15 protein-coding genes are annotated in these 14,897 nt (G+C 67.5%); 13 read left to right on the top strand and 2 right to left on the bottom strand.

The window, feature by feature from the left end; genetic code table 11:
• Nucleotides 1-9: 9 nt before the first annotated feature.
• The 5 genes from F464_RS0109480 to F464_RS0109460 all read left to right on the top strand — a co-directional run bounded on the left by F464_RS0109480 (nt 10) and on the right by F464_RS0109460 (nt 5,717).
• Nucleotides 10-324, top strand: a complete 315-nt coding sequence (locus tag F464_RS0109480; RefSeq protein WP_018989563.1) for an MmoB/DmpM family protein — start codon at nt 10-12, stop codon at nt 322-324.
• Nucleotides 325-342: 18 nt separating this feature from the next.
• Nucleotides 343-1,329: an aromatic/alkene monooxygenase hydroxylase subunit beta gene (locus F464_RS0109475; RefSeq protein ID WP_018989562.1), complete on the top strand. Its 987-nt coding sequence runs from the start codon at nt 343-345 to the stop codon at nt 1,327-1,329.
• Between the two features lie 39 nt (nt 1,330-1,368).
• Nucleotides 1,369-2,373: a 2Fe-2S iron-sulfur cluster-binding protein gene (locus F464_RS0109470; RefSeq protein ID WP_018989561.1), complete on the top strand. Its 1,005-nt coding sequence runs from the start codon at nt 1,369-1,371 to the stop codon at nt 2,371-2,373.
• A gap of 11 nt (nt 2,374-2,384) precedes the next feature.
• Entirely contained in the window at nt 2,385-3,749 is a 1,365-nt protein-coding gene (locus F464_RS0109465; RefSeq protein WP_026295880.1) for an OmpP1/FadL family transporter, read from the top strand.
• A gap of 192 nt (nt 3,750-3,941) precedes the next feature.
• Nucleotides 3,942-5,717 carry a sigma-54-dependent Fis family transcriptional regulator gene (locus tag F464_RS0109460; RefSeq protein ID WP_026295879.1) on the top strand — a complete coding sequence of 592 codons (1,776 nt, stop codon included), beginning with the start codon at nt 3,942-3,944 and terminating at the stop codon, nt 5,715-5,717.
• Between the two features lie 84 nt (nt 5,718-5,801).
• On the opposite strand, the gene F464_RS0109455 is transcribed toward F464_RS0109460, so the two are convergent.
• Entirely contained in the window at nt 5,802-7,484 is a 1,683-nt protein-coding gene (locus F464_RS0109455) for a sigma-54-dependent Fis family transcriptional regulator (protein WP_018989558.1), read from the bottom strand.
• A 310-nt stretch (nt 7,485-7,794) separates the two neighbouring features.
• Here F464_RS0109455 and F464_RS0109450 point away from each other — a divergent pair, with 310 nt between their 5' ends.
• From F464_RS0109450 to F464_RS0109415, 8 genes are all read left to right on the top strand, one after another.
• Nucleotides 7,795-8,112, top strand: coding sequence for a 2Fe-2S iron-sulfur cluster-binding protein (locus tag F464_RS0109450; protein ID WP_018989557.1), 318 nt, complete (start codon nt 7,795-7,797; stop codon nt 8,110-8,112).
• A 250-nt stretch (nt 8,113-8,362) separates the two neighbouring features.
• On the top strand, nt 8,363-8,629 hold the full coding sequence (locus F464_RS0109445) for a phenol hydroxylase subunit (protein WP_018989556.1): 267 nt from the start codon (nt 8,363-8,365) through the stop codon (nt 8,627-8,629).
• Nucleotides 8,630-8,662: 33 nt separating this feature from the next.
• Complete coding sequence (locus F464_RS0109440) at nt 8,663-9,658, top strand: aromatic/alkene monooxygenase hydroxylase subunit beta (RefSeq protein ID WP_018989555.1); 996 nt, start codon at nt 8,663-8,665, stop codon at nt 9,656-9,658.
• Between the two features lie 10 nt (nt 9,659-9,668).
• Nucleotides 9,669-9,938 carry an MmoB/DmpM family protein gene (locus tag F464_RS0109435; RefSeq protein WP_018989554.1) on the top strand — a complete coding sequence of 90 codons (270 nt, stop codon included), beginning with the start codon at nt 9,669-9,671 and terminating at the stop codon, nt 9,936-9,938.
• A 35-nt stretch (nt 9,939-9,973) separates the two neighbouring features.
• Nucleotides 9,974-11,527 (top strand): aromatic/alkene/methane monooxygenase hydroxylase/oxygenase subunit alpha, encoded by a 1,554-nt coding sequence (locus F464_RS0109430; protein WP_018989553.1) that lies wholly within the window; start codon nt 9,974-9,976, stop codon nt 11,525-11,527.
• A 33-nt stretch (nt 11,528-11,560) separates the two neighbouring features.
• Complete coding sequence (locus F464_RS0109425; protein ID WP_018989552.1) at nt 11,561-11,920, top strand: phenol hydroxylase subunit P4; 360 nt, start codon at nt 11,561-11,563, stop codon at nt 11,918-11,920.
• Between the two features lie 10 nt (nt 11,921-11,930).
• Nucleotides 11,931-12,983, top strand: a complete 1,053-nt coding sequence (locus F464_RS0109420; protein ID WP_018989551.1) for an NADH:ubiquinone reductase (Na(+)-transporting) subunit F — start codon at nt 11,931-11,933, stop codon at nt 12,981-12,983.
• A 126-nt stretch (nt 12,984-13,109) separates the two neighbouring features.
• Complete coding sequence (locus tag F464_RS0109415; protein ID WP_018989550.1) at nt 13,110-14,039, top strand: catechol 2,3-dioxygenase; 930 nt, start codon at nt 13,110-13,112, stop codon at nt 14,037-14,039.
• Between the two features lie 267 nt (nt 14,040-14,306).
• Here the strand turns inward: F464_RS0109415 and F464_RS0109410 are convergent.
• On the bottom strand, nt 14,307-14,897 hold a 591-nt coding region (locus F464_RS0109410), incomplete at its 5' end, for an FCD domain-containing protein (RefSeq protein WP_018989549.1).

Below are 14,897 nucleotides of genomic sequence, written 5' to 3'. Positions count from 1 at the left end.
CGATGGATCTTGACTACCCAAAACACTGCCGACGGCTACCGCAACAACCGGGTGGGCCCGGTGCTGCGCCTGAGCGAGATCACCGAGGGCGTCATCGAGGCCGCCCGTGAGGACAACCCGGGCAAGACGATCCGCGTCGACGACAAGATCGCCTACGTGCGCATCGACACCGAGGGCGAGCTCGTGCTGCGCCGCGCCACGCTGGAGCGCACGCTGGGGCGGCCGTTCAAGATGTCGGAGCTCGAGGTGAACCTCGGCTCCTTCGCCGGCCGCATCGAAACGACGGACGACCACGTCCGCTTCTATTACGAAAAAATGCTCTGACCCGCGGAGACAGCCGACATGAACCAAAGCGAAGTCCTCAAGCCGCTCAAGACCTGGAGCCACCTCGCCGCGCGGCGCCGCAAGCCGAGCGAATACGAGATCGTTTCGACCAACCTGCACTACACCACCGACCGGCCCGACGCGCCGTTCGAGCTCAGTCCCGACTTTCCCCTGGCGCAGTGGTTCAAGACCTACCGCAACGCGAGCCCGCTGCAGCATCCGGACTGGAACGCCTTCCGCGACCCGGACGAGATCGTCTATCGCACCTACAACATGCTGCAGGACGGCCAGGAGGCCTACGTCTTCGGCCTGTTCGAGCAGTTTTCGGCGCGCGGCCACGACGCCATGGTGGAGCGCCCCTGGGCCGGCAGTCTCGCCCGCCTGTACACGCCGGCGCGCTATCTGTTCCACTCCCTGCAGATGGGTTCGGCCTATCTGTGCCAGATCGCTCCGGCCTCGACCATCTCCAACTGCGCCACCTACCAGGCCGCCGATTCCCTGCGCTGGCTCACCCACACCGCCTATCGCACGCGTGAGCTGGCGAACGGCTTCGGCGACCTCGGCTTCGGCACCGACGAGCGTCGCTACTGGGAGCAAGACCCGGCCTGGCAGGGCTTCCGCGAGCTGATGGAGCGCGCCCTGGTGGCGTGGGACTGGGGCGAGAGCTTCGTCGCCCTCAACCTGGTCGCCCGGCCCGCCGTCGAGGAGGCGGTGTTGCGCGGTCTCGGCCACGCCGGGCGGCATCACGGCGACACCTTGCTCGGCATGCTGTGCGACGCCCAGCTCGTCGATGCCGCCCGCCACCGCCGCTGGGCGACGGCGCTCGCGCGCATGGCGCTCGAGCACGAGGGCAACGGCGACGTGTTGGCGCGCTGGGTGCGCAAGTGGGCGCCGCTGGGCGATGCGGCCATCGACGCCTATTGCCTCGCCCTGCCCGACGCACAGGGCGGGGCCGAACGGGCGCGCGAAGCGACGCACGCCTTCCGCGGCAGTCTCGGTCTCTGATTCCGGCGCGGGGCGGCGACGCCCTGCCCGACTTCCATCATGGAACATACCATCCTCATCGAGGGCGGGGAGGCTTTTGCCGTCTCCGCAGAAGAAGACACGCTGCTGCGCGGCGCCTTGCGCGCCGGCATCGGCTTTCCCCACGAGTGCAGCGTCGGCGGCTGCGGCGCCTGCCGTTTCGAATTGATCGAAGGCGAGCTGGACGAGCTGTGGCCGGAGGCGCCCGGCCTGTCCGAGCGCGACCGGCGGCGTGGCAAGCGGCTCGCCTGCCAGTGCCGCCCGCGCGGCCGGTGCACGGTGCGCATGCGCTGCGACGACGAGTATCGTCCGGCGGTGCCGCCCGAGCGCCGGCCTGCGGTGCTCGAATCGGTGCGCCCGCTCACCGCAGACATGGCCGAATTCACTTTCCGCACGGCGACACCGGCCGCGTTCCTGTCCGGGCAGTACGCGCTGCTCTATCTGCCCGGCACTCCGGGAGCGCGGGCCTACTCGATGTCCAACCTGGCCAATGCGGAAGGCCGCTGGCAGTTCATTGTCCGCCGCGTGCCCGGCGGTCGGGGCAGCAATGCGCTCTTCGACCGGCTGGCGGTGGGCGACGCGATCGCGCTCGACAGCCCGTACGGCAACGCCTTCCTGCGCGAGGAGGGCGCGCGCGAAATCGTGTGCATTGCCGGCGGCTCCGGGCTCGCGCCGATGCTGTCGATCGCGCGGGCCGCCACGGACCGGCCGGAAGGGCCGCCCGTGCACTTCTTCGATGGCGTTCGCACGCCCGCCGACCTGTGCGCGGCGCCCCTGCTCGGCGGCCTGGCCGCGAGCGGCCGCCTGCGCTACACCCCGGTCGTCTCGGGCGGTGAAACCGGCAAGACCTGGAGCGGTGCGCGCGGCTTCGTGCACGAGGCGGTCGAGCGCGACCTGCCCGGGCCGCTCGACCGCTACGAGTTCTACTTCGCCGGTCCGCCGCCGATGATCGAGGCCGTCCAGACCCTGCTGATGCAACGCCACGGCATCCCCTACCAGCAGCTTCACTTCGACCGCTTTCTCTGAGGGAATCCTCCATGCAAAGATGTCGCTACCTCCCCGTGGCGCTGGCCGGGCTGTGTCTCGCGCCCCAAGCCCAGGCCACGAACGTGTTCCGTTTCGAGGGCTACGGCCCGGTCTCGCGCGCCATGGGCGGCACCGCCGCCGCTCATGACGTCGGTAACGCCGCACTCATGGCCAATCCGGCCACCCTCGGCCTCTCCCCCGAAGGGGGCCAGCTCGAGCTCGGCCTCGATCTGGTCGTCACCGACATCGAGGCCGACAATCTCGCCACCGGCGAGCACGCCAAGTCCTCGCGCAAGGATCTCGCCAGCGCCTACTACGCGCCGCAGCTGAGCTACGTGCACCGCGACGGCCCGCTCACTTGGGGAGCGGGTGTTTTCGCCGGCGCCGGCCTGGGCACCGAGTACGGCCGCCACTCCTTCCTGTCGCGCACGCCCGACGGCACCTCCACGGGCCTGGAGAACGCCAGCCGCCTGCTGGTGCTGGAAGTGCCGGCGGGCGTCTCCTATGCCGTGAGCGACCGCCTCGAGGTCGGCGCCTCGCTCGAGGCCGTGTGGACCGGGATCAACCTTGACCTCCTGCTGGGCGCCGATCAGGTGAGCACCCTCATCGGGCAGAACCGCGTGCGCGGCTCGCTGGTGCCGGTGCTGGGCGGCCTGCCGGGCCTGCAGGGGGCCCACATGAGCGTGTCCGATAGCAACGACGTGCGCAGCGGCGTCGATGCCTGGGGCTGGGGGGGGCGGCTCGGCGCCACTTTCCGCGCCTCGGAGAGCACACGCATCGGCGCCTACTACACGTTGAAGACTCGCCTCGACGACCTCAAGGGCCGCGCCCGCCTCACCGCGGTGAGCTCGGTCGCCGGCCAGATTCCGCTCACCGGCAACATCCGCATCATCGACTTCCAGCTGCCGGACGCGCTCACCATCGGCGTCGCCCATCAGGCCACCGAGCGCCTGCTGCTTGCTGCCGACCTCTCGCGGGTGCGCTGGAAGGAGGCGATGAAGGACATAAAGGTGCGCTATGAAAGCGACGGCGGAGGCGATCTCGACATCCGGCTGCCGCAGGATTATCGCGACATCAACGTCCTGAACCTGGGCGCGGCCTACCGCATCGGCCGCTGGACGCTGCGGGCCGGCGCAAGCTTCGCCGGCCAGGCGATTCCGGACGACCGCCTGTTCGCCGTCGTGCCGGCAACGCCCACGAAACATGCGAGCGTCGGCTTTTCCTACGACCTGGGGAAATCGGGCAGCGTGAACGTCGCCTACTCGCACGCTTTCAGGGAGACGATGACGAACCGGCAGTTGCCGAACACTTCGGCTCCGATTCGTGTCGAACATGCACAGGACAATCTTGTCGTGAACTACTCGTATCGCTTCTGACGCGGGAGGGAAGAATAGGCCGTGACCGGACCGCCCCGCCGGTCCGCCGGCTGCCCGCGCCCTGCGGCCGGGAAAGAAAATGCGCTGCGCTGCCGTTCCTGACTAGAATTAGCGTGTGGCCAGTGAGCCGCGCGCAGACATAGAGTTCCGGCCCGGAAAAGGGTACGGACCGCATCCAACGGAGGAGAGAACATGACCGTTCGAAGCCCGCGCAGGGTGGAGTCGGAGGGCCTCGCGCTCGTCGGCAACATCATCGAGCGCGACAAGCTGCACGCTCCGACGATTCGCGTGCCCGACATCCAGGACCTCGCCAAGCGCCTGCGCTTCGCCCCCCAGCAGGGGCGCATCTGGCTCGACGACCAGCGCATGCTGCTGCTGCATGTGAGTTCGCTCGGCGCATTGCGGCAGGAACTGATCGAGGGCATCGGCAAGGAGGCTGCGCGCGGTCTGATCACCCGCATCGGCTATCAGGCCGGCGCGCGCGATGCCGAAATGACCAAGAAGGTACGGGCGGCTTCCGGCACCTTCGACGACTTTCTCGCCGGCCCGCAGCTGGTGTCGCTCGAAGGGATCGTTCACTGCGAGCCGGTTGCGCTCGACATCGATGTGGAACGTGGACACTATTTCGGGGATTTCTACCTCATCGACTGCGCCGAGGACGAGGCCCACATCGGCAGCTACGGCATCGGCCAGGAGCCGGTGTGCTGGATGCTCGTCGGCTACGCCTGCGGCTACACCAGCACCTTCATGGGGCGGCCCATCCTGTGGCGCGAACTCGAATGTCGCTCGATGGGCCACCACAAGTGTTGGGTCGTGGGCAAACCGGTCGAGGAGTGGGGGGACGATGCCGACGACGACCTGCGCTTCCTGCAGATCGGCGACTTCGTCAAATGGTCGAAGAGGCCCGAGGCCGATCTCCCCGCGGCCAGCCGGCTCGCCGCACGCCCCTGGGCAGGCGCGGAGAACGACTTCGGCATGGTCGGGATCTCGAGCGGATTCAATGCCGTGTGCCACATGGTCAAGAAGGCGGCACCCACCGAGGCCACGGTGCTGTTTCTCGGCGAAAGCGGGGTGGGGAAGGAGGTCTTCGCCGCCAACCTGCATCGCCTGAGCCGGCGCGCGGAGGGCCCTTTCGTCGCGGTGAACTGCGCAGCCATCCCGGAACCTCTGATGGAATCCGAGCTCTTCGGCGTGGAGAGAGGCGGCTACACCGGCGCCACCACCTCGCGCCCGGGGCGGTTCGAGCGCGCCCACGGCGGCACCCTGTTCCTGGACGAGATCGGCACCTTGAGCTTCACTGCCCAAGGCAAACTGCTGCGCGCGCTTCAGCTCGGCCAGATCGACCGCGTCGGCGACACCCGGGCACGCCACGTCGATGTGCGCGTGATCGCCGCCACCAACGTGAATCTGCGCGAAGCAGTCAAGGACGGCACCTTCCGGGAGGATCTCTTCTACCGGCTCAACGTCTTTCCGATCAAGGTCCCGCCGCTGCGCGAACGGCGCGACGACATCCCGTTGATGATGAACTGGTTCCTCCGGAAATTCACGAAGAAGCACGGGAAGCCGATCACCGGTTTTCGCGAACGCGCCGTCGACGCGCTCCTCAACTACGAGTGGCCAGGCAACGTGCGTGAGCTGGAGAACATGATCGAGCGCGCGGTGATCCTTGCCGACGAGGATGGCGCACTCGATCTGTGCCACCTCCTGACCGCGGGCGAGGAGATCGACTCCACCTCGTTCATCCTGAGACGGAACGGCAACATCGCCCGCAGCCGCGACCACATCGCCGCCACGCACACCCTGCCGGCGTCGGGAAGCATCCCGACGCTGGCCGACACGGAGGCGCTGATGCTGCGCACGGCATTGGCCGAGGCCGATGGCAATCTCTCGCGCGCTGCCCGCCTGCTCGGCATCACCCGTCCCAAACTTGCATACCGCCTTCGCAAGCACAAGATCGAAGCGGAATGAATCAGCCGTGCGCCACCTGCAGCCTGCAGGTGGCGCACGGCCGCTGCCAGACCTTGTGCTGGCGGGGGGCTGAGCGCCTGCCGCTCAGGCGTTCGTTTTTTTCAGCCGGTAGTTGAGCTGCGGCCGCGTCATGCCGAGCATGCGCGCGGCCGCTGCGAGATTGCCGTTGGCGCGTTGCACCGCGCGTTCGAGCAGGTCGTGCTCCAGCACTTCGAGCGAAATGCCGGCGTCGAGCATCGCGTCGGTGAGGTCGGGGCCGGCGCTGGGCGCCCTGGGCGTCAGGGTCTGGCCGAGCTTGCCGCTGCCGTCGATGCAGGTGTGCGCCGCCGCGGCAGGCGGCGCGCCGACGAAGAGGTGTTCCACTTCGATCCAGCCGTTCTGCGGCGCGAGGATGACGCCGCGCTCGATGACGTTTTCGAGCTCGCGCACGTTGCCCGGCCAGCGCTGCGTCTTCAGTGCCGTCATCGCGCGGTCGGTGACGCCGGCGATGCGCTTGTCGTGGAGCGAGCGGAAGCGGTCGACCATCGTGTCGACGAGCAGCGGGATGTCGGCGACGCGTTCGCGCAGCGGCGGGATCGTCACCGGATAGACGTTGAGGCGGTAGAACAGGTCGCGCCGGAAGCGCCCGTCGGCGACCGCCTGCTGCAGGTCGACGTTGGTCGCCGCGACCAGCCGCACGTTGATCTTGCGCGTGCGCTCGTCGCCGAGGCGCTCGATCTCGCCTTCCTGCAGCACGCGCAGCAGCTTGGCCTGCGCGGGCAGCGGCAGCTCGCCCACTTCGTCGAGGAACAGGGTACCGCCGTCGGCGCGTTCGAACTTGCCCGCGCGCGACGCGTCCGCGCCGGTGAAGGCGCCGCGCTCGACGCCGAAGAGCTCGGATTCGATCAGCTCGTTGGGCAGCGCCGCGCAGTTGACCGCAACGAAGGGCGCGTCCTTGCGCGGGCTGAGCGCGTGCAGCGCGCGCGCGAAGCGTTCCTTGCCGACGCCGGTCTCGCCCAGGAGCAGCACCGAGACGTTCGTCGCGGCGGCCTTGGTGACGAGCTCGTAGACCTGGCGAAAGCCGCTGGAGGCGCCGATCAGGCTCGGCATCGCGGCGGGGCAGACGATACTGCGGCGCATCGCCTCGACCTCTTCGCGCAGCTCCAGCAGGCGGCCGACGATGGAGTCGGGCTCGAAGTAGGGGGTGAGCTCGTGCGCGTCCGGCCATTCCTCGGCCGGCTTGCCGACGATGCGGCATTGCCCGGCGCCCATCGCCGCGCACTCGACTTCGCGGAACAGGATGAAGCGGCCGGTGAAGGCCGAGGTGTAGCCCGACGCGTAGCCGATCATCATCCAGCATACCGGGTGGTCGACTTCGCCGAACTGCTGCACGTGGACTTCCGCTTCCCACGACTGGCGCCACAGGAATTCGCCGTAGAAGCCGCCGGCGGCCTCGTCGATGTCGAGGCGCACCGGCTCGACTTCGACGCAGCCTTCGAGCATGTGCAGCTGCGGGCCGACGACGAACATGTCGGCGAGGCTGTCGCCGCCGCGGATCTTGCGCGCGAGCTCGGCGTCGCGCAGGCCCGACGCGAAGCCCATGCGGGTGAGGATGCGGCGCGCCTGCTCGCTGCCGACCGACGCGATGAGTTCCTTGCGCAGCTCCGATAGCGCGGCGGTGTGCAGCAGCACCATGCGGTGCTCGCCGAGCCAGATCAGGCCTTCCTTGGGCGAAAAGCGCAGCAGCTGGCGCAGGTCCGAATTCTCGGGGTAACGGATGTCCTTCACCTCTCCTCCTGGGGCTCGCCCCCTGGCGCCGGGCCGGGGGGCGAGGGCTGCGGCCGGGCTCGCCGCGGTGAACACCGCGGTCGGCGGGGGCCGTCGTTGTGCGAACGATATACCACCGAGGCGCCCCGTGGGCGCAGCGTTCGCCCGGGCCTGCGGAGCTATCCTGCCATAAAACGAAAATATCGAGATTTAAAAATAGCGCGAAAAAAGCGGCACGGATCTTGTTTGTCGCTGCAGACGGTGGTCCGGCGGTGACCGGATCATCAACGACGAGAGACCGGCGCAGGCCGGCGAGCGAGGAGACAGAGAGATGAGCGAGCGTTTTTCGGTGCGGATCGAGGACAGCGGCGAGGTGTTCAACTGCACGGGCGAGCAGAACCTGCTGCGCGCGATGGAGGTCCTCGGCCGGCGGGGGATTCCCGTCGGCTGCCGCGGCGGCGGCTGCGGCGTGTGCAAGGTGCGCGTGACCGAGGGGCGGTTCAGCACGCGCAAGATGAGCCGCGCTTGCCTTTCCGAGGAAGAGGAGCGCGACGGCGTCGTGCTCGCGTGCAAGGTGTTCGCGACCAGCGACCTGTCGTTGCGCGTCGTCGGCGGCCTGCGCAAGGCGCTCGCGCGCCCGCGTTATTGACCCGGCAATCCATTCCACCCGTGTGCTCCGGGTCCTGCTGCAGCGCGCAAAAACCGCTTCACCATTTGATCACTTTTCCTGCGGGCAGATTGATCATTTGATCGATCGGCAAATTGCGGAGATCGTAAGAAATATCGAGAAATCGAGCAAACGCCAGAAAACATCGGTAATTGCGAAATCTGGCACGACTCTTGAGTGCTCTATCGCGGCGGCACCGCAAAACAGACGAAATGAACGAGGAGATGCAGGCATGGATGCAAACAGCCCCGGAATCGACATCGACCGCAAGTACGTGCGGCTCGTCGAACGCCGTGCCGACGGTCTCGTGGAGTTCGAGTTTGCGATCGGCGAGCCGGATCTGTGCGTCGAGATGCTGCTGCCCGCGGAGGCCTACGAGCAGTTCTGCGCCGCGAACCGGGTGATCCGCCTGGATCCCCGCGACGCGGCGCCGGTCGCGGACGAGGCGGAGGGCTGGAACTGGAACATGCGCCAGGCCACGCAGCAGCGCTTTCGCTGAGTACTTGTAAAGAAAACCAAGGAGGAGACCTCAATGCAAATCGATCTGCGCACGGTGGCGATCAAGCCGCTGCGCCAAACCTTCGATCACGTCGCACGCCGCATCGGCGGCGACAAGCCCGCCTCGCGCTACCAGGAAGGCACGTTCGACCTGCAGGCGACGGCGAATTTCCAATACCGTCCGACCTGGGATCCCGAGCACGAGATCTTCGACGCCGCGCGCACGGCGATCCGCATGGCCGACTGGTACGCGTTTCGCGATCCGCGCCAGTTCTACTACGGCGCCTACACGCTGGCGCGCGCGAAGCAGCAGGACACCGCCGAGGCGAACTTCGACTTCGTCGAGTCGCGCGGCCTCGCCGCCGGGCTGCCGGCCGAGCTCACCGCGACCGTGTTGAAGCTCCTCGTGCCGCTGCGCCACGTCGCGTGGGGCGCGAACATGAACAACGCGTCGATCTGCGCCTACGGCTACGGCACCGCGTTCTCGCAGCCGTGCATCTACCACGCGATGGACCAGCTCGGCATCGCGCAGTACCTGACGCGCGTCGGCCTGCTGTTCGGCGACACCGACGCGCTCGACGAGGGCAAGCGCGCGTGGACCGCGGACGACGCGTGGCAGGGCCTGCGCCGCCTGGTCGAGGACAGCTTCGTCGTGCACGACCCGTTCGAGCTCTTCGTCGTGCAGAACGTCGTGCTCGACGGCCTGCTGTATCCGCTGGTGTTCGAGACCATCGTCGACGACGTGCTGTCGGCGGGCGGCGGCACCGCGGTCGCGATGCTCACGCAGTTCATGACCGACTGGTTCGGCGAGACGAAGAAATGGGTCGATGCGACGGTGAAGACCGCCGCCGCCGAGTCGGCCGAAAACCGCGCGTTGCTCGCGCGCTGGATCGTGCACTGGCGCGACCGCGCCGCCGCGGCCCTGCTGCCGGTGGCGCGCATCGCGCTCGGCGAGCGCAGCGACGAAGTCGTGGCCGAGGTCGTCTGCCAATTCAACGCACGCCTGGCGAAAGCCGGCGTCGAGATCTGAGGAGCCCGTGATGTCGACCGTATTCATCGCCCTGCAGACCAACGAGGACACCCGCCCGATCATCGGCGCGATCCTCGACGACAACCCGCACGCCCGGCTCAACGAGCAGCCGGCAATGGTGAAGATCGACGCCGAAGGGCGGCTGGTGGTGCGCCGCAGCTCGATCGAGGAGCGGATCGGGCGCGATTTCGACCTGCAGGAGCTGCACATCAACCTGATCTCGCTGTCGGGCAATATCGACGAGTCCGACGACGAGCTGACGCTGAGCTGGGGCGCCTGAGCGCCCGCCACAAGAACAGAGAGGAGACCGGATTCATGGACATGCAAGTCGCGAAGAAGAAGCTCGGCCTGAAGGAACGCTACCAGGTCATGACGCGCGGGCTCGACTGGACGCCCTCGTACCAGAAGATGGAGGACATCTACCCGTACGCCGCCTACGAGGGCATCAAGATCCACGACTGGGACAAGTGGGAGGACCCGTTCCGGCTGACGATGGACGCCTACTGGAAGTACCAGGCCGAGAAGGAGCGGAAGCTCTACGCGATCATCGACGCCTACGCGCAGAACAACGGCCACCTCAACGTGACCGACGCGCGCTACCTCAATGCGGTGAAGCTCTTCCTCACCGGCATCAGCCCGCTCGAATACATGGCGCACCGCGGCTTCGCGCACGTCGGCCGCCAGTTCCCCGGCGCCGGCCCGCGCGTGGCGTGCCTGATGCAGTCGATCGACGAGATCCGCCACGCGCAGACGCAGATCCATTCGCTGTCGAACTACAACAAGTACTACAACGGCTTCCACGACTTCCGCCACATGCTCGAGCGCGTGTGGTACCTGTCGGTGCCGCGCTCCTTCTTCGACGACGCGGTGACCGCCGGGCCGTTCGAGTTCATGGTCGCCATCGGCTTCTCGTTTGAGTACGTGCTGACGAACCTGCTGTTCGTGCCCTTCGTCTCGGGCGCGGCCTACAACGGCGACATGGGGACGATGACCTTCGGCTTCTCCGCGCAGTCGGACGAGGCGCGCCACATGACGCTGGGCCTGGAGGTGATCAAGTTCATCCTCGAGCAGGATCCGGACAACCTGCCCATCGTGCAGCGCTGGATCGACAAGTGGATGTGGCGCGGCTACCGCGTGCTGACGCTGGTCGGAATGATGATGGACTACATGCTGCCCAAGCGCATCATGAGCTGGAAGGAAGCCTGGGAGGTGTATTTCGAGGAGAACGGCGGGGCGCTGTTCAAGGATCTGGCGCGCTACGGCATCCGTCCGCCGAAGTGGCTGGACCAGATCTCCTTCGACAAGGACCACATCTCGCACCAGGCCTGGGCGACCTTCTACCAGTACGGCGCGGCGGCGGCCTTCAACACCTGGACGCCCAACGACGAGGAGATGGACTGGCTGTCGCAGAAGTACCCCAACAGCTTCGACAAGTACTACCGCCCGCGCCTGGAGTACTGGCGCGAGCAGGCGGCGCAGGGCAAGCGCTTCTACAACAAGACGCTGCCGATGCTGTGCCAGACCTGCCAGATCCCGATGCTGTTCACCGAGCCGGGCGACCCGACGAAGATCTGCTACCGCGAGGTCGACTACCAGGGCAGCAAGTACCACTTCTGCTCGGACGGCTGCAAGGAGATCTTCGAGTACGAGCCCGAGAAGTACGTTCAGGCGTGGCTGCCGGTGCATCAGATCTACCAGGGCAACTGCTTCCCCGAAGGGGCCGACCCCACGGCCGAGGGCTTCGACCCGCTGGCCGAGGTGCTCAAGTACTACCACGTCGAAATGGGCCGCGACAACCTCGACTTCGAGGGCTCCGAGGACCAGAAGAACTTCGACCAGTGGCGCGGGCAGGCGACGAAGAACGCCTGACGCCGACCGAGAGACAGAGAGGAGACGAGACAAATGGCCGTTGCTGCCCTGCGCAAATACGAGTTCGAGCCCGCCGACGCGCCGGCGAAATTCCACGGCGCCCAACTGCTGTACGTGGGTTGGGAAGACCACCTGATGTTCTGCGCGCCCTTCGCCTTTCCGCTGCCGCCGACGATGCCCTTCCGCGCCATGGTCGAGCAGGTGCTGCCGGGTGCGTTCGGCTACCACCCGGACTTCGCCCGCATCGACTGGGCGAAGGCCGAGTGGTTCAAGTCGGGCCGGCCGTGGACGCCGGACTTCGACAAGTCGCTCGCCGACAACGGGCTGGGTCACAAGGACGTGATCCGCTTCCGCACCCAGGGGCTGACGGGAATCGCCGGCTCCTGCAGCTAGGAGTGATGTCGTGAGCTATGAACTGACGATCGAACCCCTCGGCCAGACGATCACGGTCGAGGAGGACCAGACGATTCTCGACGCCGCGCTGCGCGCCGGCGTCTGGATCCCCCATGCGTGCTGCCACGGCCTGTGCGCGACCTGCAAGATCCAGGTTACCGACGGCGAGGTCGAGCACGGCGAGGCGTCGAGCTTCGCGCTGATGGACTTCGAGCGCGACGAAGGCAAGGCGCTGGCGTGCTGCGCACGGCTGCAGAGCGACGCGACGATCGAGGCGGAGATCGAGGAGGAGCCGGATGCCGAGTCGATTCCGGTGCGCGATTTCCCCGGCACGGTGAGCCGCATCGAGCAGCTCACGCCGACGATCAAGGGGGTGTTCGTCGAGCTCGACGCGCCGATCCGCTTCCAGGCCGGGCAGTACGTGAACCTGGAGATCGACGGCGGGCGCTGCACTCGTGCGTTCTCGCTCGCCGGCGCGCCGGGCGGGCGCGAGGTGGAGCTGAACATCCGCCTCGTGCCGGGCGGCGAGGGCACGACCTGGGTGCACGAGGCGTTGCGCGCGGGCGACCGCGTGAAGCTGTCCGGGCCCTACGGGCGCTTCTTCGTGCGCAAGTCGGCACCGGAGGCGCTGCTCTTCATGGCGGGCGGTTCCGGCCTGTCGAGCCCGCGCTCGATGATCCTCGACCTGCTCGCGGCGGGCGACGCGCGGCCCATGACGCTGGTGTATGGGCAGAGGAGCCGCGCCGAACTCTACTACCACGACGAGTTCGTCGCGCTCGCGGCGCGCCATGCGAACTTCCGCTACGTGCCGGCGCTCTCGGACGAGCCCGCCAGTTCGGGCTGGGAGGGCTTCCGCGGTTTCGTGCATGACGCGGCGAAGGCGCACTTCGACGGCGACTTCCGCGGCCACAAGGCCTACCTGTGCGGGCCGCCGATGATGATCGACGCCTGCATCACGACGCTGATGCAGGGGCGGCTGTTCGAGAACGACATCTACACGGAGAAGTTCTTCTCCGCCGCCGACGTACAGCAGGTGCGCAGCCCGCTGTTCAAGCGCATCTGAGGGGGTGTTCGACACGACTTAGTGAACGGCTTGCCCGGCGCGATGGAGATTGCGCCGGCGAGCCGGAAAACGCCGGGCGGGCAACGAAGAGAGCCCGTACCGCAGACAACTGGAGGAGACGACAAAATGGCAATGACTGGCGTACTGCGTCCGGGTCACGCGCAACTTCGCGTGCTGGACCTCGAGGAAGGCATCCACCACTACAAGAACGTGCTCGGGCTGATCGAGACCGGGCGCGACGCGCAGGGGCGCGTCTATTTCAAGGCCTGGGACGAGCGCGACCACAACAGCGTGATCATCCGCGAGGCCGACAGCGCGGGCCTGGATTTCTTCGGCTTCAAGGTCGCCGACAAGGCGACGCTGGAGAAATTCAATGCGGATCTGCGCGCCTACGGCCTCAACACCGAGCGCATCCCGCCGGGCGAAATGCTCGAAACCGGCGAGCGCATCCGCTTCGAACTGCCCTCGGGCCACCAGATCGAGCTCTACGCCGAGAAGACCGACGTCGGCAACGGCATGGAATACGTGAACCCGGATCCGTGGACGCCCGACGCCGAGCGCGGCATCGCGCCGATCCGTCTCGACCACTGCCTGCTGTACGGGCCGGATATCGAGAAGGTGCAGGACATCTTCGTCAATGTGCTGGGCTTCTACCTCGTCGAGCACATCGTGATGGAGGACGGCAAGACCGATCTGGCGATCTGGCTGTCGTGCTCGATCAAGGCGCACGACATCGCCTTCGTGCGCCACCCCGAGCCGGGCAAGCTGCACCACGTCTCCTTCCTGCTCGAGAGCTGGGAGAAGGTGCTGCGTGCGGCGGACCTCATGTCGATGAACCGCGTGTCGGTCGACATCGGCCCGACCCGTCACGGCGTGACGCGCGGCACGACGATCTACGCCTTCGATCCGTCGGGCAACCGCTTCGAGACCTTCTGCGGCGGCTACCAGTGCTACCCGGACTGGAAGCCGATCAAGTGGACCTGGGACGAGGTCGGCGCGAGCGTGTTCTATCACGACCGCGCGCTCAACGAGCGCTTCCTCTCGGTCGTGTCCTGAGACCCGGCCGGCGCCGCCATCGAGCGGCGCGCAGCCCGCTTTTTCCCTGTGTCACCCGTTGCCTCGCCGCCCGCGCCCCCGCGGTGCGGACGAGGCTTTTTTGCATCGGCTCGCAGCACGGGCGTGTGCGTCTCATCCCCGCCGGCCGCCTCGTCGGCAGTGGAACGAAGGAGCTTCTCCGACTAATCTCGACGCGATGCCGGCCTGCTCCAGCGTGTGCGGGATGCGCTGCGGGGTGCGTAGCCGCGCCGGCGCGGCGCCGCGCGCTCAGGGGCGCTTGCCGCGTGCGAAGAAGTCCTGCGGCATCTGCTTCACGGCGTCGAGCGTGCGCAGGATGTGCTCGGACAGGATCGAGGTCGCGCGCGTCGCATCGCGCGCGAGCGTCGCGTCGACGAGCGCCTGGTGCTCCGCGTGGATGTCGCGCGGGATCGGCTGGCGGAACAGGCTGATGCGCCGGTAGCGCTCCGACTGCTGGTAGAGGATGTGCTGGAAGTGGCGGATCCAGCGCGACGGGCAGGCGGCGATCAGCGCCTCGTGGAAGGCGCGGTTGCGCTTCTCCCAGTCCTCGGTGGCGCCGGGATCGTGCTCGGCGAGCTTCTGTTCGGCGCGCGACAGGCGATGGAAGGCGCCGACCAGGCCGGCTTCCCATTCCTCGTTGCCGCGCGCGATTGCCTGCCGCAGCGCCTCGGTTTCGAGCAGCACGCGGGTGCGCGTGATGTCCTCGAAGTCGGCCAGCGAGATCGGCGCGACGCGGAAGCCGCGCTGCCCCTGGCCGACCACCAGCGCGTCGGTGACGAGCAGCAGCAGCGCCTCGCGCAGCGTGCCGGCGCCGACGTCGTACTGCTCCTTCAGGTGCTC

Source organism: Aromatoleum toluclasticum ATCC 700605 (assembly GCF_000378245.1).
Taxonomy (GTDB): domain Bacteria; phylum Pseudomonadota; class Gammaproteobacteria; order Burkholderiales; family Rhodocyclaceae; genus Aromatoleum; species Aromatoleum toluclasticum.
The sequence above is the reverse complement of the archived record's forward strand: the minus strand, read 5'-3'. Positions and strand labels throughout refer to the sequence as shown.